We start from the raw sequence: 22,323 nt of genomic DNA on the forward strand, positions 1-22,323 counted from the left end.
ACTCCTTCCTCGCCTCACGGGACGATCATTAAAGGAGACAGCGGGTATTCAGCTGTTCGTCACCACTCTAGCGGATCCGACAGCGGCTCGGGCTGATCAGTCCCGCAGCGTGGGCTTGAGCTTCTGCAGCCGACCCAGCACCCCGTTGACGAAGGGCGGGGACTCGTCGGTGGAGAGATCCCGGACCAGGGCCACGGCCTCGGCGACGGCGACGCCGTCGGGGATCTCCTCGTTGTAGAGCAGCTCCCAGGCGCCGATCCGCAGCGCCATCAGGTCCACCCGCGGCATCCGTTCGAGGGTCCAGCCGCGCGAGTAGGTGGTCAGCAGCTCATCGATGCGCTCACGCTGGGCGCCCACGCCGTCGAGGATGGTCACCACATAGTCGTCGACCACCAGGTCGGCCCGTTCCCGGCGGAGCCTGAGCACCTCGAGGGGCGTCGCGCCACGCTGCTCGGACTCGAAGAGGATCTCGAGGGCACGACGGCGAGCTTTGCTTCGTCTGGCCACGGGTCAGTCCGTGACGCGGCCGAGGTACTCGGAGGACCGCGTGTCCACCTTGACCCTCGTGCCCTGGTCGACGAAGAGGGGAACCTGGATCTCGTGTCCGGTCTCCAGGGTGGCGGACTTGGTGCCGGCCGACGAGCGGTCACCCTGCAGGCCCGGCTCAGTGTAGGTGATCTCCAGCACGACCGAGGGCGGCATCTCCAGATACAGCGGGGTGCCCTCGTGCAGCGCGATGCTCACCTGCTGGGACTCCAGCAGGAAGTTGGCGGCGTCGCCCAGGACGGTGCCCGGGACGGTGATCTGATCGAAGTCCCGCAGATCCATGAAGACATAGTCCTCACCGTCGGCGTAGAGGTACTGATAGTTGGAGCGGTCCACCGTGGCGAACTCGACCTTCGCACCGGCGTTGAAGGTCCTGTCCACGACCTTGCCGGAGGTGATGTTCCGCAGCTTGGTCCGGATGAACGCTCCGCCCTTGCCGGGCTTGACGTGCTGGAACTCCAGAGTGTTCCACAGCTGGCCCTCGATCTTGAGGACGGAGCCGTTCTTGATGTCATTGGAGGTGGCCACTACTTGCCCTTCTTCACTTCGGATGCGGGTGTCAGTGCGTCGGTCGATGCACGTGACGGCGTCAGCGGGTGTCGATTCTACAGGGAGACCGGCGACCCTTCGTCCGACTCCCCGATCTCCTGGTAGGTGGCGAACAGGATCGAGGCGTCCGGGATCTCCACCGTGGCCGGCTGACCCTGCCCGGAGAGCAGCACGAAGCGCAGCTGGTCCCCGCGGTTCTTCTTGTCCCGCCGGATGCCCTCCAGGAGCTGGTTCCAGCGATCGTCGCGGTAGGTCACCGGCAGCCCCAGCGAGGTGAGCACCGCATGGTGACGGTCCGCGGTGGCGTCATCGAGACGACCCAGGCTCCGCGCCAGCTCCGCGGCGAAGACCATGCCCACGGAGACCGCCGCCCCGTGGCGCCACTGATACCGCTCCGCCAGCTCGATGGCGTGCGCCAGGGTGTGGCCGTAGTTCAGCGACTCGCGCGTCCCGAAGTCCTTGGGGTCCTCGCTCACCACCGAGGCCTTGACCCTGATGGACCGCTCGATGAGCTCGCGCAACTGAGGAGAGTGCGGATTCTGCGCCTGCTCCGGCGAGGACTCGATGATCTCGAGGATCCGCTCATCGGCGATGAAACCGCATTTGACCACCTCAGCGAGACCGGCGACGAGTTCGTTGCGCGGCAGCGTCAGGAGCGTGTCGAGGTCAGCGAGCACCGCGGCAGGCTGGTGGAAGGCGCCCACCAGGTTCTTGCCCTCGGCGGTGTTGATGCCGGTCTTGCCACCGACGGCGGCATCGACCATGGCCAGCAGGGTGGTGGGCATGTGCACCACACGCACGCCACGGAGCCAGGTGGCGGCCACGAAGCCGGCGACGTCTGTCACCGCACCTCCCCCCACGGCCACCACCGCATCGGAGCGGGTGAAGTCGTTCTGCCCCAGGACCTGCCAGCAGAAGGCGGCGACCTGGATGTGCTTGCCCTCCTCGGCGTCCGGGATCTCCGCGACCACGGCCTTGTAGCCGGCGTTCTCGAGGTCCTGGCGCACGACGTCGCCGGTGGCGCGCAGGGCGCGGGGGTGGATGACCAGGACCCGCTCGGCCTGGGCGCCGATCATCTGCGGCAGGCGGCCCAGCAGACCGTTGCCGATCACGACCTCGTAGCCGAGCTCCTGTCCCCCGGAGCCGCCGCCGTCCCCGACGGTGATGACGGTGGGTTCGGGCCGCTGCTCCGCCGTCTCCGCGGAGCCGGAGCCCTGGGGGGCGGTCCCGGACGGGGACCCCTCGCCGGGCGCGGCGTCGTGCGGGGAGTCGTTTCGCGGTGCAGCGTCGTGCGATGCAGTGTCTGCCTGCGGGCTCATGGAGTGAGGTCTTCTCCTCGTGGGGATTCAGTGGACGGCACGGAGTGCTCTGACGATGGTATCTACTCGCTGGTCGATCGTCCCCTCGGCGGGTTCGACCACCACGTCGGCGCACTCACGATACAGGGCTTCGCGCTCGGCGTAGATGCGGCGCCACGCGGTGACGGGGTCGTCGCCCAGCACCGGTCGGGAAGAGCCGTCACCCAGCCGCTGAGCCGCCTGCTGCTCGGTGAGGTCGAGCATGACCACCAGCTGCTCCGCCAGCGCCTCGCGGGTGCGGGAGCTCAGGACAGAGCCGCCGCCCAGGCTGATCACCGACGGGCGAGGTGCGTCGAGCAGCTCGGCGACCACCCGTTCCTCCTCGGCGCGGAAGGCGCTCTCCCCGCGCTGGACGAAGTACTCGGCGATGCTGCCGTGGCGGGCGACGAAGAAGTGATCGGTGTCCACATGCGGGCGTCCCATCCGGCGGGCGAGCGCCGCCCCGACCGTGGACTTGCCGGAGCCCATGGGGCCGATGAGCACGATGTTGCGCGAGAGGTCCGGCATGCGCTCGGGCCCCGCCATCAGTCCTGCATGGCCGCGGGGGCCTGCAGCGGGTCACCGTCGGTGCCGGTGCGTGTGGGGTCGGTGCCGAGTTCAGGGAGCGAGGCGAGGTAGGACTGGAGGTTCCGACGCACCTCGGGGAGGCTGTCTCCGCCGAACTTCTCCAGCACGGCCTGGGCGATGACCAGGGAGACCATGGCCTCGGCCACGACCCCGGCGGCAGGGACGGCGCAGACGTCGGAGCGCTGGTGGTGGGCCGTCGTGGCCTCGCCGCTGGCGGTGTCCACGGTGCGCAGGGCGCGCGGCACGGTGGCGATCGGCTTCATGCCTGCCCGGACCCGCAGCGGGGTCCCGATGCTCATGCCGCCCTCGATGCCGCCGGCGCGGTTGGTGGTGCGGCGGGCGCCGGCCCCTTCGGGTTCGATCTCGTCATGGGCCTGGGAGCCGCGCCGGCGCACGGTGCGGAAACCGTCGCCGACCTCCACGCCCTTGATCGCCTGGATGCCCATCAGAGCGCCGGCCAGTCGGGCGTCGAGGCGCCGGTCCCAGTGGACGAAGGAACCCAGTCCGGGAGGAAGCCCGTCCACGACGACCTCCACGACGCCGCCGAGGGTCTCGCCGGCCTTGTGGGCGTCGTCGACCTCGGCGACCATCTGCCTGCTGGTCTCCGGATCCGTGCAGCGCAGCGGGTCGGCGTCGAGGCGCTCGACATCGCGGGCAGAGGGCGTCTCGGCGTCCTCCGGGATCTCTACGGAGCCGATCGCGGTGGTGTGCGAGACCGTGGTGATGCCCAGGTCGGTGAGGAACGACTGGGCCGCAGTGCCCAGCGCCACACGCATGGCCGTCTCCCGGGCGGAAGCGCGCTCCAGCACCGGACGAGCCTCGTCGAAGCCGTACTTCTGCATGCCTGTGTAGTCGGCGTGGCCGGGGCGGGGCCGGGTCAGCGGCGCGTTGCGGGCCAGCCCTTCGAGCTCGTCGGGATCCACCGGGTCCGCGGACATGACCTTCTCCCACTTGGGCCACTCGGTATTGCCGACCTCGATGGTGAGCGGCCCGCCGAGGGTGAGCCCGTGGCGCACACCGGCCAGCAGACGGACCTGGTCCTTCTCGAACTTCATCCGAGCTCCGCGGCCGTATCCGAGGCGACGGCGTGCCAGGGCGTCCTGGACCATCTCCGTGGTCAGCCGCACCCCGGCGGGAAGGCCCTCGATGATGCCGACGAGGGAACGGCCGTGTGATTCTCCGGAGGTCAGCCAACGCAACATGGCCTCCATGATGCCATGTCGGCAGACCCCGGGAGGCGTCGACGACGGCGAATTCCGCCTGATGGACGCCCCCGGTGTCCTGCCTCCGGCGGGCAGGGGCTGCTCAGCGAGACTGCTCAGCGGGGCAGGGCCGCGCGCATCCGCGCGACCAGCTCGCTGTGCTCCTCGGCGGAAAGCGAGGCGGCGGGCCGGGAGGACGCCGCGGTGAAACGCTCGACCTGCCGGACGGCCTGGTGCAGCAGCATGGCGAGCCCGGAGACGACCTGTCCCCCAGCCCGTTCCCAGGCCCCGGCCAGCACCGAGGGCCACGGATCATAGGCCACGTCGAGCAGCGCCACGTTCTGCAGCAGCCGAGGCAACGCCGGGGCCAGCTCGTCGGCCGCGCGCGGGGGAAGCGTGGAGACGACAGCGGCCAGCTCGTCACCGGCCAGATCCCCACCGAGCTCGTCGAGCGGCAGCAGGCGTAGGCGAAGTCCGAGCGCCTCGGCCACCGGAAGCAGCGCCTGCGCGCGCTGAGGGGATCGCGCATAGGAGCGGGCCTCCCGGAAGCCGAGTTCGGCCGCCGCCGCAAGTGCGGCCGCTGCGGTGGAGCCGGCACCGATCACGCCGAACCGACCCTGGTCGGCGGCGCCGGTCCGCAGCCCAGCCTCGCCCAGCGCGGTGACGATCCCGTCGACGTCGGTGTTCTCCCCGTGCATGCCGTCCGGGCCGTGGACCACGGTGTTGAGCACCCCGAGGGTCTCCACACGAGCCGAGACGGTGTCCATGTGCGAGACCATGGCGGCCTTCAGCGGCATGGTCACGGACCATCCGACCCAATCCTGGTCGGCGCCCTCGGTCGCCAGAAACCGTGGGAGGCCGCCGAGGTCGACGTCCCGGCGCGAGTAGTCGATGTCCACCCCCAGCAGGCGATAGGCCGCACCATGCAGCGCCGGGGAGAGCGAGTGGTCGATGGGGTGGCCCAGGACCGCGGCGCGGGTACCTCTCACTCGCCCTCCTCGACCTCAGCCTCGGCGGCCTCCTCGTCGGCGGGGCTGCAGACCCCGGGGTTGTCATCACAGTACTCGTTGAACACTGCGACATCCTCGAGGTGCTCAGCGTAGGTCTCGTTGAAGCGCGTCTCGCCCGTCTCGACGTTGACCGTCACCCAGTAGTAGTAATCGGTGTCGGCCGGATCGGCGGCGGCCTCCAGCGTGGCCGGTACGGGGGCGGCGATCGGTCCGGGCGGCAGTCCCTGATGGACGTAGGTGTTGTACTCGTTGTCCGCGTTGAACCGCTCCTCCTCCGGGAAGTGCAGGTCGCCGGAGAGGCCCAGACCATAGTTGACCGCCGCGTCGATCTGCAGGAGGCCGTCGGTCTCGCTGTTGTCCGGGTCGAGCCGGTTCTCGATCGCTCCGGCCATCAGCCGGTAGTCCTCCTCCCGCTCACCACCGTCCCGCTCCTGGTGATTGGCCTCTCCGGTCAGGAGCGAGGCGATGATCACGGACCGCCACTGCTCGTCCTCCTCAGTGATCCCGGCCTCCTCCAGGTACTCGAAGGTCCTGTCGACCATGATCTGGAGGATCTCCTCCGGTTCGGCGTCCAGGTCGAAGCGGTAGTCCCCCCTGGCCAGGTAGCCCTCCAGCGTGGAGGCCTCCTCGGGCAGCCCGTAGTCCGTGGGGTCCTCGGCGGCCTCGCGGAACTCCTCCTCGGAGAATCCGGTGCCCTCCTCGAGCGCGGCGAAGACGTCGTCGATGCGCCAGCCCGCAGCGATCGCGACGTAGTCCTGGCCCGCCGCGTCCGGGGTCAACGCGGCGATGGCATCGACGGCGGGCATCTCCTCGCGCACCTCATACTCACCGGGCTGCAGGATCCCGACGTCGTCGGACTCGCGCAGGGCCGCATCGAGGGCCTCCGGGCTGGCGATGATCCCCTGGTCGGCGAGCCGATTGGCGACCACGGCCCAGCCCTCGCCCTGGTTGACCTCGAAGGTGGTCGTCTCGCCGGCCTGGGTGTCATAGTCCTCCGGCCCGGAGAGCAGGCCCCCGAAGACGGCGTTGAACACCAGGGCGAAGATGACCAGCAAAACCGCGAAGCCGCTGATGACCAGCCCGAGGGCGATGTTCCGGCGTCGACGCCGTTCGTGCCGCCTGGTGAGGATCTCACGGCTGGCTCCTGTGGCGATGGGCGTCACCGTCTGATACCCGCGGCCGTAGCTGGAGGAGGTGATCAGCAGCGGCGTGCCGTCGGCGTCGTGCTCGATGTGGTCCTGGTCGAGATGCTCCTCAGGGCCCAGCAGGTCCTCGGCATCAGGCAGCTCCGCGGCGTGGACCTCTCCGGCGACCTGGGTCCTCCCGGCCGGATCCGGCGACGCCGCACCGATGGCCTCTTCGAAGGGGACCTGCCCGACCGGAGCCCCGGAGGCCGCCGAGGTGCCTGGGCCGCCGACGGCAGATGCCCGGTGCGGCGCAGCCTGGTGGTCCGCCCGAGCGCGCTCCCGTGCCTCGCGGATCTCTCGACGGCGACGGCGGGAGCCCGCCTGATGCGGCATATCATCGCTCACGCGCGGGTCCTCACTGGTGTCAACAGCACATGTCTGTGCGATTGTAATCTATTCGTGATCAAAGCTCGGCAAAAGGGAGGATCTCGGCGCGGTCAGCCGTCCTCGGCGATCATCCTGCGCCAGCTGAGCCGTGCCTCGAGGGCCTCTTCAGCCTCCGCGATCACCCGCGAATCCCCCGCGGCACGCGCGTCGGCGAGCTCCCGCTCGAGTCCGGCGATGGTCTCATCCAGCTGGGCGAGCATGGAGTTCTGGCGGGCCATCGTCTCCGGGTCGGTCCGCCGCCAGTGCGCCTGCTCGGCCTCGCGGAATGCGTCCTGGACGCGCTTGAGGGCGCCTTCCATGCGCTTCACGTCACCGCGCGGCACGCGCCCGGCCGCATCCCAGCGTGCCAGCAGGGCGTGATACTCGTCGCGGACGGCATCGGGAGCCGAGAACGGCATGAGCTTCTCGAGCTCCTGCAGCACCTGCTCCTTGACCTCGAGGTTGGCGCCGTATTCGGCGTCGACCTCTGCATTGGCCGCATCGCGCGCAGCGAAGAACACGTCCTGGGCCGCGCGGAAGCGCGTCCACTGGGCGTCGTCGGTCCGACGGGCACCGCGGCCGCAGGCCTTCCATTCGTCCATGAGCCGGTGGTAGGCCTTGGTCGTGGGGCCGAAGTCGGTGCTGTGCTGCAGCTCCTCGGCGCGGGCGATGAGCTCCTCCTTGACCTTCTTGATCTCTCCGTGTTCCTTGTCCCGGTGGCTGAAGAAGGCGCGACGCTCCTTGTCGAAGGTGCTGCGCGCGGCACGGAACCGCTTCCAGTAGGGGTCCTCCTGGGACTTCGTCAGGCGCGGAGGCTTCTTCTGCTCGGCCTTCCAGGCGTCGAAGAGCTCACCCATGCGCTGCTGGGCCGACTTCCAATGCTGGGTGGCAGGGTCCGCGGCAGCGAGCCGCTCGGCCTCTGCCACGATCTCCTCGCGGACGGCCAGGTGCTCGGCCACAGCCTTCTCCGCCTGCTCCTTCTCCAGGACGGCGCGGGCGTCGATGCCCTCGCCCAGTGCGGTCAGGATGCTCCGCAGGGAGTCGGTGTCCCCCACCCAGGCTCCGCCGTCGAGCTCAGCCAGCAGGGCGTCCCGACTCTCACGCAGCGCCTTGGCAGAGTCGGCGGCAGTCTCCACCCGGGCTCTGAGCAGCAGCGCGCGGTTGTAGAGCTCATCGAACTTCCGTGTGAAGTACTGCAGGGCCTCCTCAACCGTGGCGCCCGGATACTGCCCGACGTAGGCCTCCCCCGTAACTGCCTCCCCTGTGGCTGCCTCCGCCGTGGCGGCCTGCGCCTCAGCCGAGGAGGACAGGGCGAAGACGTGTCCGTCCTCGTCCACGCGCGCCCGCCGTCGCGCCTCGTCGAGGGTGGTCTCGTGGTGTCCGGGTCTCACTGCGGCACTCATGACCACCACCCTACCGGCACCGCGCGCGACCTGCGACGGGGCCGGTATGATGATCCAGTCTTCCGACCCGTCACCTCCAGTGAGGAGCGTCCTCTCCGCATGGCACGCACAACGTCCCTCTCCGGCTTCACCGAGTGGCTCCCCCAGGAGCGCCTGGTGGAGCTCCACGTGCTCGACACGCTGCGGGAGGTCTTCGAGCGTCATGGGTTCTCCTCCGTCGAGTCCCGCGCGGTGGAGACGGTGGACACGCTGCTGCAGAAAGGCGAGATCGACAAGGAGATCTACGGCGTCTCCCGACTCCAGGCGCAGGACGACGCCGAGGCCCGCCTCGCGCTGCACTTCGACCTGACCGTTCCCTTCGCCCGGTACGTAGTGGAGAACGCCGGGCACCTGGCCTTCCCCTTCCGTCGGTATCAGATCCAGAAGGTCTGGCGGGGGGAACGCCCCCAGGACGGCCGATACCGCGAGTTCACCCAGGCCGACATCGACATCGTCGGCGACGGAGCGCTTCCGTTCCGCTGCGACGTCGAGCTGGCCGTGGTGATGGCCCGCGCACTGGAGTCGCTGCCGATCGGAGACTTCCGTCTTCGGGTGAACAACCGCAGGCTCTCCGAGGGGTTCTACCTCTCGATCGGGCTGCAGGACACTGCTGCGGTGCTCCGCGCGATCGACAAGCTCGAGAAGATCGGTCCTGAGCGGGTGGCCGCCGAGCTCATGGAGACCGCCGGTGCCACCGCCGAGCAGGCGGAGAAGGCGCTGGCCCTGGCCCAGATCCGCACCGAGGACCTCAGCTTCGTGGAGCGGGTCCGTGCGCTCGGCGGCGAACACGAACTGCTCGACGCAGGCCTGGCCGAGCTCGCCGAGGTCATCGGGGAGCTCGAACGCCGCGTGCCCGGACGCGCGGTGGCCGACCTCTCCATCGCCCGCGGGCTGGACTACTACACCGGCACCGTCTATGAGACCGTCCTCGAGGGTCACGAGTCGCTCGGGTCGATCTGTTCAGGCGGACGCTATGAGTCGCTGGCCTCGGCGGGGAAGCGCAGCTTCCCCGGGGTCGGGCTCTCCATCGGAGTGACGCGTCTGGTCTCCCGGATGCTGACCGAAGGCACCGTGACCTCCACCCGTGCGGTGCCCAGTGCGGTCTACGTGGCGCTGCGCACCGACGAGGACTGGGGAGCGGCGCAGGACGTGGCCGACGCGCTCCGGTCCCGGGGGGTCAATGTGGAGGTCGCCCTGCGTGCCGAGAAGTTCGGCAAGCAGATCCGCCACGCCGACCGCCGCGGCATCCCCTTCGTGTGGTTCACCGACGACCAGGGCCTTCACGAGGTCAAGGACATCCGCTCCGGCGAACAGGTGGCCGCAGATCCGCGGACCTGGACGCCGCCCGAGGAGGATCTGGTCCCGCGGGTGCTCCCCGCGGGCTGATCCGGGAACGGGCTCCGACCACGAGGCACGGACGTGCCACGCAGCAGCCACCACACGTCATACACCAGCACCACGAGGCCGACGCGACGCACTACCGCCGCAGCGACCTCCGACTGACCTCCAGGGAAGGACACCGTGCTTCGCACACATCACAACGGCGCCCTGGGCGCCGAGCACATCGGACAGACCGTGACGCTGACCGGCTGGGTCGCCCGTCGCCGCGACCACGGCGGCGTGGCGTTCCTCGACCTGCGCGACGCCTCCGGCGTGGCCCAGGTCGTGGTGCGCGACGAGAAGGACTTCGCCCCGCTGCGCAACGAGTACGTCCTCCAGGTGCGCGGCACTGTGGAGCGCCGGCCAGAGGGCAACGAGAACCCCCACCTGGCCTCCGGCGAGGTCGAGGTGATCGCCGCCGAGGTGACGGTGCTCAACACCGCCGACCCGCTGCCCTTCCAGGTGGACGAGCATGTCGAGGTCGGTGAGGAGGCGCGCCTGCGTCACCGCTACCTGGACCTGCGCCGGGAAGCGCCGCAGCGCGCCCTGCGCCTGCGTTCGGAGGCGAACCGCGTGGCCCGGGAGTTCCTGCACTCCGAGGACTTCACCGAGATCGAGACTCCGACACTGACCCGGTCGACTCCTGAGGGCGCCCGCGACTTCCTGGTGCCGGCTCGTCTGGCCCCGGGCGCCTGGTACGCCCTGCCGCAGTCCCCGCAGCTGTTCAAGCAGCTCCTGCAGGTCGGCGGATTCGAGAAGTACTACCAGATCGCCCGCTGCTATCGCGACGAGGACTTCCGCGCGGACCGTCAGCCGGAGTTCACCCAGCTGGACATCGAGGCCAGCTTCGTGGACCAGGAGGACATCATCGGCCTGACCGAGGAGCTCGTCCAGCGACTGTGGCGGCTGATCGACGTCGACCTGGAGGGCCCGCTGCCGCGGATCACCTACCGTGAGGCGATGGCGCGCTACGGCACCGACAAGCCGGACCTGCGTTTCAGCCTCGAGCTGGTGGAGCTCACCGAGTACTTCTCCGAGACTCCATTCCGGGTCTTCCGGTCCCCCTATGTGGGCGCTGTGGTCATGCCCGGCGGGGCCGACCAGCCCCGCCGGACCCTCGACGCCTGGCAGGAGTGGGCCAAGCAGCGCGGCGCCAAGGGGCTCGCCTACGTACTCGTCACCGAGGACGGCGAGCTGGGCGGGCCGGTCGCCAAAAACCTCTCCGAGGAGGAGCGGGCCGGCCTGGTCGAGGCCGTCGGCGCTCAGCCTGGAGACTGCATCTTCTTCGCCGCGGGCGAGCAGAAGGCCTCTCGCGCGCTGCTCGGCGCGGCCCGCGTGGAGATCGCCGAACGCACGGGACTCATCGACCACGACTCCTGGTCCTTCGTGTGGGTCGTCGACGCACCCATGTTCGAGCCCACTGCTGAGGCCACCGCGGCCGGTGACGTCGCCGTCGGCTCCGGAACCTGGACCGCAGTGCACCACGCCTTCACCGCGCCGAAGCCGGAGTTCGCCGAAAGCTTCGACACCGAGCCCGGTGAGGCCCTCGCCTACGCCTACGACCTCGTCTGCAACGGCAACGAGATCGGCGGAGGCTCGATCCGTGTCCACCAGCGGGAGATGCAGGAGCGGATCTTCGCCGTGATGGGCATCGGCGAGGAGGAGTCACGCGAGAAGTTCGGCTTCCTGCTCGACGCCTTCAAGTTCGGAGCGCCCCCGCACGGTGGCATCGCCTTCGGCTGGGACCGCGTGGTCGCCCTGCTCACCGGGGAGTCCTCGATCCGCGAGGTCATCGCCTTCCCGAAATCGGGCGGTGGCTTCGACCCGCTGACCGCCGCACCCGCGCCGATCACCCCCCAGCAGCGCAAAGAGGCTGGAGTGGATGCACGGCCCGAGCGCATAGATGGTGCACCGGAGGGACAGAAGGCCTCCGCCGCGACACAGCACGCCACGGCCGAGGCCTGACCCGTCCCCTTCATCCGCGGACGCAGGCCGGTGGCCCGCGCAGGGCCCGTCGGACTCATCTCCGGCGGGGTCTGCGCAGCTCCTCCGTGTCGAGGGTCAGCGTCACCGGCCCGTCGTTGACCAGCTCCACTTCCATAGCCGCCCCGAAAACGCCGGTGAGGACCTCGGCGCCGAGCTCGCGCAGAATCCGCACATAGTCTCGGCAGAGGGGCTCCCCCACCTCCGCGGGCGCCGCCCTGCTCCAGGAGGGGCGGCGTCCCTTCCGCGCGTCTCCGTAGAGGGTGAACTGGCTGACGGCCAGCACCGGAGCCCCCGCCTGCTCGGCGGAGCGCTCATCGGCCAGGATCCGCAGCCGCCAGGTCTTCTCCGCCAGCAGCCGGGCCTCCTGCTCGGTGTCCCCATGGGTGACGCCCAGCAGGACCACCAGGCCCTCGCCGTCGAAGCCGGAGACATGGGAGCCGCCCTGAGCCAGCTCGGCGCGGACCTGGGCACGGGAGACTCGCTGGATCACGGCACGCATGGTGCCCATTCTGGCACCGTGGGGAGCACCGCCTCGACCGGCGCGCGGCGGTAGAGTGGTGCTGTCCGATTCGAACATGTCTACGAGGAGTGTCCGGTGACCGATCCCCTGACCGGCGATCTGTTCTCCGCCGCGGACGAGGAGGGCGGCGGACGACGCCGTCACGTCCCGCTGGCGGTGCGTATGCGCCCACGGAACCTGGACGAGGTGGTGGGCCAGCAGCATCTGCTGGACCAGGGTTCTCCGCTTCGGATCCTCACCGAGGGATCCCGCGGTCCCGCGGGTGCCTCCTCCGTCATCCTCTACGGCCCGCCGGGCACGGGCAAGACCACGCTCGCCCATGTGATCGCCCGCGGTGAGTCCCGCACATTCGTGGAGCTCTCCGCCATCCGTGCAGGGGTCAAGGACGTGCGTCGCGTCATGGACCAGGCCCTGGAGGACAGGGATCTGCACGGGCGGACCACCGTGCTGTTCCTCGACGAGATCCACCGGTTCAACAAGGCCCAGCAGGACGCCCTGCTTCCCGGTGTGGAGAACGGGTGGATCATCCTCGTCGCCGCGACCACGGAGAACCCCTCGTTCTCCGTGGTCTCACCTCTGCTGTCCCGTTCTCTGCTGCTGACGCTGCGCCCGCTGAACGACGAGGACACCGGCGCGCTGATCGACCGGGCCCTGCGTGACGAGCGCGGCCTCGACAGCTCGTTCACCCTCGACGACGACGCCCGCGGACACATCCTGCGCATGGCCGGCGGCGACGCTCGTCGGGTGCTGACCACACTGGAGGCGGCGGCTGCCGTCGCCGCAGGACGCGCCGAGGCCGACGGCGAGGGCGCAGAATCCGCCGAGGCCACAGACCGCCCCCTGGTGACGATCACCGCCGAAGATGCTGAGCAGGCGATGGACCATGCGGTCCAGCGCTACGACCGCGACGGCGACCAGCACTATGACATCGTCTCCGCGTTCATCAAATCGCTGCGGGGCTCTGATCCCGATGCCGCCCTGCACTACCTGGCGCGGATGGTCGTCGCCGGGGAGGACCCGCGATTCATCGCACGCCGCCTGGTCATCGCCGCCGGCGAGGAGGTGGGCATGGCTGACCCCAGCGCGCTGCAGACCGCGATGGCCGCCGCGCAGGCCGTCCAGCTCATCGGCATGCCGGAAGCGCGCATCCTGCTCGCCGAGGCGACGGTCCACATCGCGACCGCACCGAAGTCCAACGCCTCCTACCGCGCCCTCGACGCCGCCATCGCCGACGTCCGAGCCGGCCGCGGGGGCCCGGTGCCGATGCACCTGCGCGACGCGCACTACTCGGGCGCACACCGGCTCGGCCACGGCCGCAGCTATGTCAACGCCCACGACGAGCCACATCACGTGGCCGCCCAGCAGTACCCGCCGGACGACCTGCTCGACGTCGACTACTACCGCCCCACCGGCAACGGCCAGGAACGCGCCGTCGCCCAGCGGCTGGAGAAGCTCCGCGCCATCGTGCGCCGGCGCAGCTGAACTCCTGACGGGATCCGGCGCCCCGCTGCCCGGACGACGGTGGGGCCGCCTCCTCCGAAGAGGAAGCGGCCCCACCGTCGTCGTGTCAGCCGGAGCTGCTCAACCGATGGCCCGGCTCATGCTCAGTGCCTGGCCTCGATCGTGTGCCGGTCCGTGGCTTCGAGACCACCCTGGTGGCCGTCACCGTGGTGATCGTGCTCCAGTGCCTCGAGGTACTCCTCGCGACTGACGGGCTCGACACGGTCCTCGTAGAACCACTGGTTGAGCTTCGCCCTGAACTTCTCGGTGCGGGTGATCCGACCCTTGGCGTTCGGCTGCGGACCCGACGGGGCCGGAGCCTCGTAGGCCACAAGCGTGTACAGCTCGTAGTCGGACGGGCGAGTGTGCTTCTCACGGAACTCCCCGTGCGGCAACATCTCGATCACACCGGCCTCATGACCATGGAGCACCGTCTCCCGGTCCTTGCGCTGCAGAGACAGGCAGATCCGCTTCGTGAGCATGAACGCGATGATCGGGCCCACAAAGATCAGCACCCGCGACCAGTAGGTGATGTCGTTGAGCGAAAGGTGGAAGTGCGTGGCGATGAGGTCGTTGGACCCCATGCCCCACATGATGCAGTAGAACGTCACGCTGGCGACGCCGACCGCGGTGCGCGTCGGGGCGTTGCGCGGACGGTCCAGGATGTGGTGCTCCTTCTTGTCCCCGGTGATCCAGGACTCGACCCACGGCCAGATGAACATCACCAGGAACATGATGCCCACAGGGATCAGCGGTATGAGCACCGGAGTCGCCACGGAGTTCCCACCCCAGGGAGTGGGGATGACGAATTCGAGCGGAATGTTGCCCAGGAAGCCGGGCATCAGTCGCAGCACGCCCTCGAACGGACCGATGTACCAGTCGGGCTGGGCCCCGGCCTGCACCGGAGAGGGGTCGTAGGGACCGTAGTTCCACAGCGCGTTGATCTGGAAGGTGCCGGAGATGACCGCGAGTATCCCGAAGACGATGAAGAAGAAGCCGCCGGCCTTGGCCGCATACACCGGACCGACCGGGTAACCGACCACGTTGCGCTCGGTGCGGCCCGGGCCCGGGTACTGGGTGTGCTTGTGCGTGACCACCATGAACAGGTGGACCGCGATCAGCACCAGGATCAGCGCCGGGATGACCATGATGTGCATGACATAGAGCCGCGGGATGACCTCGCCGCCGGGGAACTCTCCGCCGAAGAGGAAGAAGGACATGTATGTCCCGACCACGGGCAGGGCCTTCAGGATGCCGTCGATGATGCGCAGACCGTTGCCGGAGAGCACCTCGTCCGGCAGCGAGTAGCCGGTGAAGCCGGCACCCAGGCCCATGATCAGCAGCGCACAGCCGACGACCCAGTTGAGCTCGCGCGGCTTGCGGAAGGCTCCGGTGAAGAAGACACGGAGCATGTGGATCGACATCGCCATCACGAAGAGCAACGCCGCCCAGTGGTGCAGCTGACGCATGAAGAGGCCGCCGCGCACGTCGAAGGACAGCTCCAGAGCTGTCGCGTAGGCCGTGGACATCTCCAGGCCCTGCAGGGGCGCATAGGAGCCGTCATAGCGGGTGCTGGCCATCGACGGGTCGAACCAGAAGGTCAGGAACGTCCCCGAGAGGATGAGGATGACGAAGCTGTAGAGGGCCACCTCGCCGAACATGAAGGTCCAGTGGTCCGGGAAGATCTTCCGCCCGAACTCACGGACCATGCCGGAGCCGCCGACTCGCTGGTCCACGTAGTTGGCGATACGGCCCGTCGACGTGGAGGGCTGGTACTTCTCAGTCTCGAGGTACTGGTCCTCGGTGTAGGTCTCGTTGGAGGCGCTCATGCGTTGTAATCACCCTCGGGGTCAGTGGAGCCACGCTCCCAGTAGGTCGGGCCGACAGGCTCAGTGAAGTCGCTGCGAGCGATGAGGAAACCCTCCTCGTCCACGGCGATGGGCAGCTGCGGCAGCGGGCGGCCGGCGGGGCCGAAGACCACCTTGAACTCCTGCGCGGCGTCGAAGGTCGACTGGTGGCAGGGGCAGAGCAGGTGGTGCGTGTGCCGCTCGTAGAGCGCCACCGGGCAGCCGACATGGGTGCAGACCTTGGAACAGGCGATGATGCCGTCGTGGGTCCAGTCCTCTCGGCCCGGGGTCACCTGCTGAATCTCGTCGGGGTTCATCCGCACGACCAGCACCACGGACTTGGCCTTCTCCGAGAGACGGTCTGCGTGGCCGGAGACCTCACGCAGGTTCTCCGGGATCACGTGCATGGCCGAGCCCACGGTGATGTCCGCGGCGCGGATCGGGGTGCCGGTGGGGTCGCGGACCAGGCGGACGCCCTCCTCCCACAGGGAGTGGCGCATCCGGTCCATGCCGAAGTCCTCAGAGCGGTCCAGGTCGCGCAGCGTCAGGATGAACGGCAGCGGGGCCAGCACGGCGGCACCGATGAGCGTGTTGCGGATCAGCGGACGGCGCTTGATGCCCGATTCGTCGAGCACCTCGTCGATGATCTGCTCCGCCTCCTGACGGTGCTCCTCCGTGCGCAGCGGCTTGCGGGCCTCGACCAGCTCATGGTCAGGCATCAGGGTCTTGGCCCAGTGGACCACGCCCAGGCCGAGGCCCAGCATCGCGAACCCGACGCCGAGGCCCAGCAGCGTGTTCTGCAGGCGCAGGGCGTGGAGGTCCTCGCTGAGCTCCACGGCGAAGTAGCCGATGAAGAAGATCACGGTGCCGATGATCGAGATGAGGAACAGCGTGGCGACCTGGCGCTCGGAGCGCTTCGCGGCCTTAGGGTCCTCATCTGCCACCCGCGGGCGGTGCGGCGGCAGACCGGGGTTGTCGATGGCGTACTTGCCCGACTCCCCGTCACCGGCTGTGATGACGGCCCCCGACTCATGCGGGTCGCCGTGACCGTGCTCGCCCATATGGTTCTCGTCCTTTGCTTGAGTGCTTGCGTGGTGGGTGCGTGTGTGCGGTGTCTGCGGCTCACCGCGGCCGGCGACTCAGGAGGAGCGCGAGGTGAGCCAGACCATCGACGCGATGAGCACGGCCAGCCCGCCGGTCCAGATGAACAGACCTTCGGAGACCGGACCCAGGAAGCCGAGCGCGAAGCCGCCGGGGGTGCCCTGGGAGTCGTAGGTCTTCAGGAAGGCGATGATGTCACGCTTGTCCTCCGGGGGGATGTTGGCGTCGTTGAAGACCGGCATGTTCTGCGGGCCGGTCTGCATGGCCTCGTAGATGTGGCGCTCCTCGACGCCGTGCAGCGAGGGCGCGTACTTGCCCTCGGTCAGCGCGCCGCCGGCGGCGGCGGCGTTGTGGCACATGGCGCAGTTGATGCGGAACAGCTCGCCGCCGCGGGCCGGGTCGCCCTGGTCCGCGTCAGTGTGCTCCTCCGCAGGCACGGCCGGGCCGGCGCCCAGCGAGGCCACGTAGGCCGACAGCTGCATGGTCTGCTCGTCATTGAACTGCTGTGGCTTCACCTGGGCCTGCGGACCCTGCATCTGCATCGGCATGCGTCCGGTGCCGACCTGGAAGTCCACGGAGGCCGCACCGACACCGATCAGCGAGGGGCCGGCGTCGGTCCCCTCGGCGTTGATCCCGTGGCAGGTCGCGCAGTTCGCGACGAAGAGGCGCTCTCCCTCGTCGACGTCGCTGGCCGAGTACCCGTCGGCCTCGTTGCTGGCCTGTGCCTGGTTGATGGTGGTGGCAGCGGCATACAGCCCCCCTGTGATCAGGAGGCCCAGGAGGAGCAGTGCCACTCCAGCGAAGGGGTGGCGGCGCTTCTGTGAGAGTGCCTTCACGTGCCGGTTCCTAACTTCTCGGTGCGGGGCCCGCGTGCGGTCCTGCGGGCCGAGTGATGGGTGGGTGGGATGTTCAGCGTCCAGCCGGCCGACGGGGGCCACCGGTCAGACGAAGAGTGGCAGGAGGTAGACGACGCCGAAGAGCGCGATCCAGACGACGTCGACGAAGTGCCAGTAGTACGAGATCACGACGGCGGCACTGGCCTCCTTGTGCGTGAACTTCACGCTGAAGTAGGCCCGGGCGATCACGTAGAGGAAGGCGATGAGCCCGCCGATGACGTGGAGGCCGTGGAAGCCGGTCGTGATGTAGAAGGCCGACCCGAAGGCGTTGGTCTGGACCGCCACGCCGTGGGAGACGAGCTCCGCGAACTCGAAGGTCTGGCCGGCGATGAAGATCGCGCCCATGAGGAACGAGAGGATGTACCACTCGACCATGCCCCAGTTCTTGATGTTCATCAGAGAACCGGTGCGGCGGGGCTGGTGACGCTCGGCGGCGAAGACTCCGAACTGCGCCGTCACGGAGCTCGCCACCAGGATCACGGTGATGATCGTGGCCAGGGTGATGTCGAGTCGCGAGCTGTACTCCGCCCACATCTCGGGCTGCGTCGAGCGCAGGGTGAAGAACATCGCGAACAGGCCGGCGAAGAACATGAGCTCGCTGGTCAGCCAGACCATGGTGCCCACGGACACCATGTTCGGGCGGTTCGGCAGCGTGCGCGCCGGAGCGTTGGGGGCTTGGGTTGCAGACGTCACGAGGACATTATTGCCTGAATCGCTGCCCTTCCGCCATCGGCGAGGGGTGCGTGGCGCGTCCCCAAGTTCCTTGTCAGACCGGCGATCCCCCGTCATTCCCAGGAAGTACCAAGGTCAGCACCGGTGGGAATGTGTCAGAAATTTCTACGAAATGTAGAGAAACGGCGTGTCGGGGGCCGGGATATCCTGGTCCGGTGACCGACTCAGCCACCTCCCCCCCGCCCACCTGGCCGCACCTGCTGGACGCTCTGCTCGCCGGTGAGGACCTCACCTCGGGGACCTCCGCCTGGGCCATGGACCGGCTCATGAGCGGCGAGCTGAGCGATGCCGAGGTGGCCGGGTTCCTGATCGCCCTGCGCGCCAAGGGTGAGACCGCCGACGAGCTGGTGGGGCTGTCGGCGACGATGATGTCCAAGGCCGTGGAGATCTCCATCCCGGGCCCCACGCTGGACATCGTCGGCACCGGAGGAGATCGGCTCGGCACCGTGAACATCTCCACGATGTCCTCGCTGGTCGCCGTCGGGGCCGGCGCCCGGGTGGTCAAGCACGGCAACCGGGGCGCCTCCACCACGGCCGGCGCCGCCGACGTCATCGAGGCCCTCGGCGTGGACCTGACGCTGCCTGCCGAACGGGTGGCGCGCGCCGCCACGGAGGTCGGCATCACGTTCCTCTTCGCTCAGGGGTTCCACCCGTCGATGCGTTTCGTGGCCCCGACACGTCGTCAGCTGGGAGTCCGCACCATCTTCAACTTCCTGGGTCCGCTCTCCAACCCCGCACGGGTCGATGCGCAGGCCCTGGGCTGCGCGCACCGCGGCCTCGCCCCGAAGATGGCCCAGGTGCTGGCCGCACGAGGCACGCGCGGCCTGGTCTTCCGTGGCCAGGATGGGCGGGACAAGATCACCACCTCTGCCTCCACCGACCTCTGGGAGGTCCGCGACGGCGAGGTCCGCCACCACGAGTTCTCCCCCAGCGAGCTCGGGACCAGCCAGGTGGACGTCGACTCCCTGCGGGGCGGCAGCGGCATGGACAACGCTGCGATCGTGCGGCGGGTGCTCGAGGGAGAGCCCGGGCCGGTCCGTGAGGCGGTGCTGATCAACGCGGCCGCCGGGCTCGCCGCCGTCGACGACTCCGCCGAGGGTGACCTGCTGGAGCGGCTGCACGCCCAGAGGGCCCGTGCCGAGGAGTCGCTCGACTCCGGGGCGGCCGCCGCTGTGCTGCAGCGCTGGGTCGACTTCAGCCACGCCTGAGGGCTGCCTCCCGGCGCCGCAGCACCGCAACGGCCGCCCGGCGAGGGCCGCTCAGTCCTCGGTGCCGTCGTGGCCGAACGGGTCGGTGTCCACCCCGGGCATCCAGGTGTTGCCCGGCTCCGTCCAGCCCTCCTTCTTCATGGTCTTCTTCCAGCGTCGCGTCCACTTCTGGTCCAGCCGATTGACGTAGAGGTAGCCGTCGAGGTGGTCGTATTCGTGCTGCATGATGCGCGCGAACCACCCGGTGGCCTCAAACCGTCGCACCGTGCCGTCGAGGTCGAGCCCGGACACCTCCACATGGCCGCTGCGCGTGAGCGGGAAGCCGTAGCCCGGCACCGACAGGCAACCCTCCGTCTCCTCGTCAGGGTCCGGGGGGTTCCTGGAGACCTTGCCGATGAGCCGCAGAGCGGGGTTGATCAGCACTCCACGGGGCGGCACCGCCCCGGAGTCCGGATAGGCGTAGGTGAAGATGCGCAGCCCCACGCCGATCTGAGGCGCCGCCAGCCCCACCCCGTGGGCGGCGTCCATGGTCTGATACATGTCCTCGACCAGCTGACGGATCTCGCCGTCGATGGTCTCGACCTCTGCGGCCCGTCGGTGCAGCACCGGCTCACCGTGGATGGTGATGGGGCGGATGGTCATGGGCTCGGTCCTCTCGATGGTGATCCTCAGGGACGCCCGACGACGGGCGGCCCGCCCACGACGACGCCCGCCGGGGCAGAGCCGCCGGCGGGCGTCGTCGTAGGTGGGAACGACATGGAGCTCCCCTGCCAGGCTGCGAGCCCGGCAGAAGGGCGCTCAGTGGGCGTAGCGCTTGCGGTTGTACTCCAGCACCCAGCCCGTGACGAAGAAGATCGCCGGGATGGCGCCGATGAACACGACCCACCAGTCATAGGCCATGCCGAAGAACACGAAGGCGCTGGAGAAGCCGAGGCCCAGGGGCCACCAGCTCCAGGGAGCGAACTCCCCGTAGTTCCCCGCCTGCTGGTGGATCTCACCCTCAGGGTTGTCCGAGTCCATGACCTCCGAGTGCTTGGCGGTCAGCCGCAGGTAGAACCACAGCATGAAGCCCAGCCCGGCGGTGAGCAGCAGCAGCGGGAAGCCGGCCAGCTCCTCGAAGCCCGTGACGAAACCATAGATGAAAGCCACGAGAAGGACGAAGACGCCCAGGAGGCCGAACAGTCCGGAATTCGTCTTCATCAGATACCTGCCTTGTCCTTCTGATCAGCGGGGCCGAAGACCTTGCCCGCCGGAGTGTGCAGGCTGTGCCTGTCGGAGAGCTCCGGGTGGTGCAGGTCCAGTGCCGGACGCTCCGAACGGATGCGCGGCAGGGAGTAGAAGTTGTGCCGCGGCGGCGGGCAGGACGTCGCCCACTCCAAGGAGCCTCCGAAGCCCCACGGGTCGTCGACCAGGACCTTCTTGCCCTTGCGGTGAGTGATCCAGACGTTCCAGAAGAACGGGATCAGAGAGGCGCCGAGGATCATCGAGAAGACCGTGGAGAACTGGTTCATCGCGGTGAACCCGTCCTCGACCATGTAGTCGGCATAACGCCGCGGCATGCCCATCACGCCCAGCCAGTGCTGGATCATGAACGTGCCGTGGAAGCCGACGAACAGCATCCAGAAGTTGATCTTGCCCAGACGTTCGTTGAGCATCTTGCCGGTCCACTTCGGCCACCAGAAATAGAAGCCGGCGAACATCGCGAAGACCACGGTGCCGAAGACCACGTAGTGGAAGTGCGCCACCACGAAATAGGTGTCGGAGAGGTGGAAGTCCAGCGGCGGGGAGGCCAGGATGATGCCGGTCAGGCCGCCGAACAGGAACGTGACCAGGAAGCCCAGGCTCCACAGCATAGGTGTCTCGAAGGTGATCGAGCCCCGCCACATCGTGCCGATCCAATTGAAGAACTTCACTCCCGTGGGGACCGCGATGAGCATGGTCATCAGGGCGAAGAACGGCAGCATGACCGCGCCGGTGACATACATGTGGTGCGCCCACACGGTCACCGACAGGGCGGCGATCGCGATCGTCGCGTAGACCAGCCCCTTGTACCCGAAGATCGGTTTGCGGCTGAACACCGGCAGGATCTCCGAGATGATGCCGAAGAACGGCAGGGCGATGATGTAGACCTCGGGATGCCCGAAGAACCAGAACAGGTGCTGCCACAGGATGGCGCCGCCGGACTCCGGATCGAAGATGTGGCCGCCGAAGCGACGGTCCAGGCCCAGGCCGAACAACGCGGCCGCCAGCGGCGGGAACGCCATCAGGATCAGGATCGCCGTGATCAGCGTGTTCCAGGTGAAGATCGGCATGCGCCACATGGTCATGCCGGGAGCACGCATGCAGATGATCGTGGTGATGAAGTTGACGCCACCCATGATGGTGCCGAAGCCGGACAGCGCCAGGCCGAACACCCACAGGTCTCCCCCGACCCCCGGCGAATAGGTGGTGTCGGAGAGCGGCGCATAGGCGAACCAGCCGAAGGAGGCCGCACCCTGCGGGGTGAGGAAGCCGGAGACGGCGATCAGCGAGCCGAAGAGGAAGAACCAGAACGCCAGAGCGTTGAGCCGCGGGAACGCGACGTCCGGAGCACCGATCTGCAGCGGCATGATGACATTGGCGAAGCCCGCGAACAGCGGAGTCGCGAACATCAGCAGCATCACCGTGCCGTGCATGGTGAACAGCTGGTTGTACTGCTCCTTGGTCTGCAGGAACTGCATGCCCGGCTCGAAGAGCTCGGCGCGGATGATCAGCGCCATCACGCCGCCGATGCAGAAGAACAGGAACGAGGCGATCAGGTACATGTACCCGATCGTCTTGTGATCGGTGGTCGTCAGCCAGTTCACGACAATCCGGCCCTTGGACCGGGGCACGACGCGCGACTCTACCGCGCGTTCGTCAGCGGTGTATTCGTAGGTCGCCACGA

20 protein-coding genes are annotated in these 22,323 nt (G+C 68.6%); 4 read left to right on the forward strand and 16 right to left on the reverse strand.

Translation table 11 applies throughout. The annotated features are described in order from the left end of the window. Window positions 1-96: 96 nt before the first annotated feature. The 8 genes from nusB to ODE13_RS10190 all read right to left on the reverse strand — a co-directional run bounded on the left by nusB (window position 97) and on the right by ODE13_RS10190 (window position 8,188). On the reverse strand, window positions 97-507 hold the full coding sequence (gene nusB / locus ODE13_RS10155; protein WP_322479175.1) for a transcription antitermination factor NusB: 411 nt from the start codon (window positions 505-507) through the stop codon (window positions 97-99). 3 nt (window positions 508-510) lie between these two features. Then, complete coding sequence (efp, locus tag ODE13_RS10160; RefSeq protein ID WP_179542684.1) at window positions 511-1,074, reverse strand: elongation factor P; 564 nt, start codon at window positions 1,072-1,074, stop codon at window positions 511-513. 77 nt (window positions 1,075-1,151) lie between these two features. Next, window positions 1,152-2,414 carry a 3-dehydroquinate synthase gene (aroB, locus tag ODE13_RS10165; protein WP_322479176.1) on the reverse strand — a complete coding sequence of 421 codons (1,263 nt, stop codon included), beginning with the start codon at window positions 2,412-2,414 and terminating at the stop codon, window positions 1,152-1,154. Window positions 2,415-2,441: 27 nt separating this feature from the next. Continuing rightward, the gene (locus tag ODE13_RS10170) at window positions 2,442-2,978 is read right to left on the reverse strand and encodes a shikimate kinase (RefSeq protein WP_322479177.1); all 537 of its coding nucleotides are present in this window, start codon (window positions 2,976-2,978) and stop codon (window positions 2,442-2,444) included. After that, entirely contained in the window at window positions 2,978-4,222 is a 1,245-nt protein-coding gene (gene aroC, locus ODE13_RS10175) for a chorismate synthase (protein ID WP_322479332.1), read from the reverse strand. Before aroC ends, ODE13_RS10170 begins: the two co-directional genes overlap by 1 nt. 116 nt (window positions 4,223-4,338) lie before the next feature. Next, the gene (locus ODE13_RS10180; RefSeq protein ID WP_322479178.1) at window positions 4,339-5,211 is read right to left on the reverse strand and encodes a shikimate dehydrogenase; all 873 of its coding nucleotides are present in this window, start codon (window positions 5,209-5,211) and stop codon (window positions 4,339-4,341) included. After that, complete coding sequence (mltG, locus tag ODE13_RS10185; protein WP_322479179.1) at window positions 5,208-6,764, reverse strand: endolytic transglycosylase MltG; 1,557 nt, start codon at window positions 6,762-6,764, stop codon at window positions 5,208-5,210. The genes ODE13_RS10180 and mltG overlap by 4 nt, the downstream gene beginning before the upstream one ends. 92 nt (window positions 6,765-6,856) lie before the next feature. Continuing rightward, complete coding sequence (locus tag ODE13_RS10190) at window positions 6,857-8,188, reverse strand: DUF349 domain-containing protein (protein WP_322479180.1); 1,332 nt, start codon at window positions 8,186-8,188, stop codon at window positions 6,857-6,859. Between the two features lie 99 nt (window positions 8,189-8,287). Between ODE13_RS10190 and hisS the strand changes: the two genes are divergently transcribed. Both hisS and aspS read left to right on the forward strand, forming a co-directional pair. Then, on the forward strand, window positions 8,288-9,613 hold the full coding sequence (gene hisS, locus ODE13_RS10195) for a histidine--tRNA ligase (protein ID WP_322479181.1): 1,326 nt from the start codon (window positions 8,288-8,290) through the stop codon (window positions 9,611-9,613). Between the two features lie 135 nt (window positions 9,614-9,748). Next, the gene (aspS, locus tag ODE13_RS10200; RefSeq protein ID WP_322479182.1) at window positions 9,749-11,572 is read left to right on the forward strand and encodes an aspartate--tRNA ligase; all 1,824 of its coding nucleotides are present in this window, start codon (window positions 9,749-9,751) and stop codon (window positions 11,570-11,572) included. A gap of 55 nt (window positions 11,573-11,627) precedes the next feature. Here aspS and dtd read toward each other — a convergent pair whose 3' ends face one another. Then, the gene (gene dtd, locus ODE13_RS10205) at window positions 11,628-12,092 is read right to left on the reverse strand and encodes a D-aminoacyl-tRNA deacylase (protein ID WP_322479183.1); all 465 of its coding nucleotides are present in this window, start codon (window positions 12,090-12,092) and stop codon (window positions 11,628-11,630) included. Window positions 12,093-12,188: 96 nt separating this feature from the next. Here dtd and ODE13_RS10210 point away from each other — a divergent pair, with 96 nt between their 5' ends. Beyond that, window positions 12,189-13,595 carry a replication-associated recombination protein A gene (locus tag ODE13_RS10210; protein WP_416210651.1) on the forward strand — a complete coding sequence of 469 codons (1,407 nt, stop codon included), beginning with the start codon at window positions 12,189-12,191 and terminating at the stop codon, window positions 13,593-13,595. 122 nt (window positions 13,596-13,717) lie between these two features. Here ODE13_RS10210 and ODE13_RS10215 read toward each other — a convergent pair whose 3' ends face one another. From ODE13_RS10215 to ODE13_RS10230, 4 genes are all read right to left on the reverse strand, one after another. Continuing rightward, a complete protein-coding gene (locus ODE13_RS10215; RefSeq protein WP_322479184.1) occupies window positions 13,718-15,442 on the reverse strand; it encodes a ubiquinol-cytochrome c reductase cytochrome b subunit in 1,725 nt (574 codons plus the stop codon). After that, window positions 15,439-16,521: a ubiquinol-cytochrome c reductase iron-sulfur subunit gene (locus tag ODE13_RS10220; RefSeq protein WP_179542674.1), complete on the reverse strand. Its 1,083-nt coding sequence runs from the start codon at window positions 16,519-16,521 to the stop codon at window positions 15,439-15,441. The genes ODE13_RS10215 and ODE13_RS10220 overlap by 4 nt, the downstream gene beginning before the upstream one ends. Window positions 16,522-16,599: 78 nt before the next feature. Further along, complete coding sequence (locus ODE13_RS10225) at window positions 16,600-17,397, reverse strand: c-type cytochrome (RefSeq protein ID WP_179542673.1); 798 nt, start codon at window positions 17,395-17,397, stop codon at window positions 16,600-16,602. Window positions 17,398-17,502: 105 nt separating this feature from the next. After that, window positions 17,503-18,150, reverse strand: coding sequence for a cytochrome c oxidase subunit 3 (locus ODE13_RS10230; RefSeq protein WP_322479185.1), 648 nt, complete (start codon window positions 18,148-18,150; stop codon window positions 17,503-17,505). A gap of 194 nt (window positions 18,151-18,344) precedes the next feature. Between ODE13_RS10230 and trpD the strand changes: the two genes are divergently transcribed. After that, window positions 18,345-19,397 carry an anthranilate phosphoribosyltransferase gene (trpD, locus tag ODE13_RS10235; RefSeq protein ID WP_322479186.1) on the forward strand — a complete coding sequence of 351 codons (1,053 nt, stop codon included), beginning with the start codon at window positions 18,345-18,347 and terminating at the stop codon, window positions 19,395-19,397. A gap of 51 nt (window positions 19,398-19,448) precedes the next feature. Here the strand turns inward: trpD and def are convergent, their stop codons facing one another. The 3 genes from def to ctaD all read right to left on the reverse strand — a co-directional run bounded on the left by def (window position 19,449) and on the right by ctaD (window position 22,321). After that, window positions 19,449-20,039, reverse strand: a complete 591-nt coding sequence (gene def, locus ODE13_RS10240) for a peptide deformylase (RefSeq protein WP_322479187.1) — start codon at window positions 20,037-20,039, stop codon at window positions 19,449-19,451. 156 nt (window positions 20,040-20,195) lie between these two features. Then, window positions 20,196-20,597 (reverse strand): cytochrome c oxidase subunit 4, encoded by a 402-nt coding sequence (locus ODE13_RS10245; RefSeq protein WP_179542669.1) that lies wholly within the window; start codon window positions 20,595-20,597, stop codon window positions 20,196-20,198. Beyond that, the gene (gene ctaD, locus ODE13_RS10250) at window positions 20,597-22,321 is read right to left on the reverse strand and encodes a cytochrome c oxidase subunit I (RefSeq protein WP_179542668.1); all 1,725 of its coding nucleotides are present in this window, start codon (window positions 22,319-22,321) and stop codon (window positions 20,597-20,599) included. Before ctaD ends, ODE13_RS10245 begins: the two co-directional genes overlap by 1 nt. Window positions 22,322-22,323: the final 2 nt, after the last annotated feature.

Source organism: Nesterenkonia sp. HG001 (assembly GCF_034438835.1).
In the GTDB taxonomy this organism is placed as follows: Bacteria; Actinomycetota; Actinomycetes; order Actinomycetales; family Micrococcaceae; genus Nesterenkonia; species Nesterenkonia xinjiangensis.

Excerpts from the sequence above, each read along its gene's own strand:
- aroB (WP_322479176.1), bottom strand. The coding sequence starts at position 2,414 with ATGAGCCCGCAGGCAGACACTGCATCGCACGACGCTGCACCGCGAAAC.
- ODE13_RS10170 (WP_322479177.1), bottom strand. The coding sequence starts at position 2,978 with ATGGCGGGGCCCGAGCGCATGCCGGACCTCTCGCGCAACATCGTGCTC.
- aroC (WP_322479332.1), bottom strand. The coding sequence starts at position 4,222 with ATGTTGCGTTGGCTGACCTCCGGAGAATCACACGGCCGTTCCCTCGTC.
- ODE13_RS10190 (WP_322479180.1), bottom strand. The coding sequence starts at position 8,188 with ATGAGTGCCGCAGTGAGACCCGGACACCACGAGACCACCCTCGACGAG.
- hisS (WP_322479181.1), top strand. The coding sequence starts at position 8,288 with ATGGCACGCACAACGTCCCTCTCCGGCTTCACCGAGTGGCTCCCCCAG.
- dtd (WP_322479183.1), bottom strand. The coding sequence starts at position 12,092 with ATGCGTGCCGTGATCCAGCGAGTCTCCCGTGCCCAGGTCCGCGCCGAG.
- ODE13_RS10215 (WP_322479184.1), bottom strand. The coding sequence starts at position 15,442 with ATGAGCGCCTCCAACGAGACCTACACCGAGGACCAGTACCTCGAGACT.
- ODE13_RS10220 (WP_179542674.1), bottom strand. The coding sequence starts at position 16,521 with ATGGGCGAGCACGGTCACGGCGACCCGCATGAGTCGGGGGCCGTCATC.
- def (WP_322479187.1), bottom strand. The coding sequence starts at position 20,039 with ATGACCATCCGCCCCATCACCATCCACGGTGAGCCGGTGCTGCACCGA.
- ODE13_RS10245 (WP_179542669.1), bottom strand. The coding sequence starts at position 20,597 with ATGAAGACGAATTCCGGACTGTTCGGCCTCCTGGGCGTCTTCGTCCTT.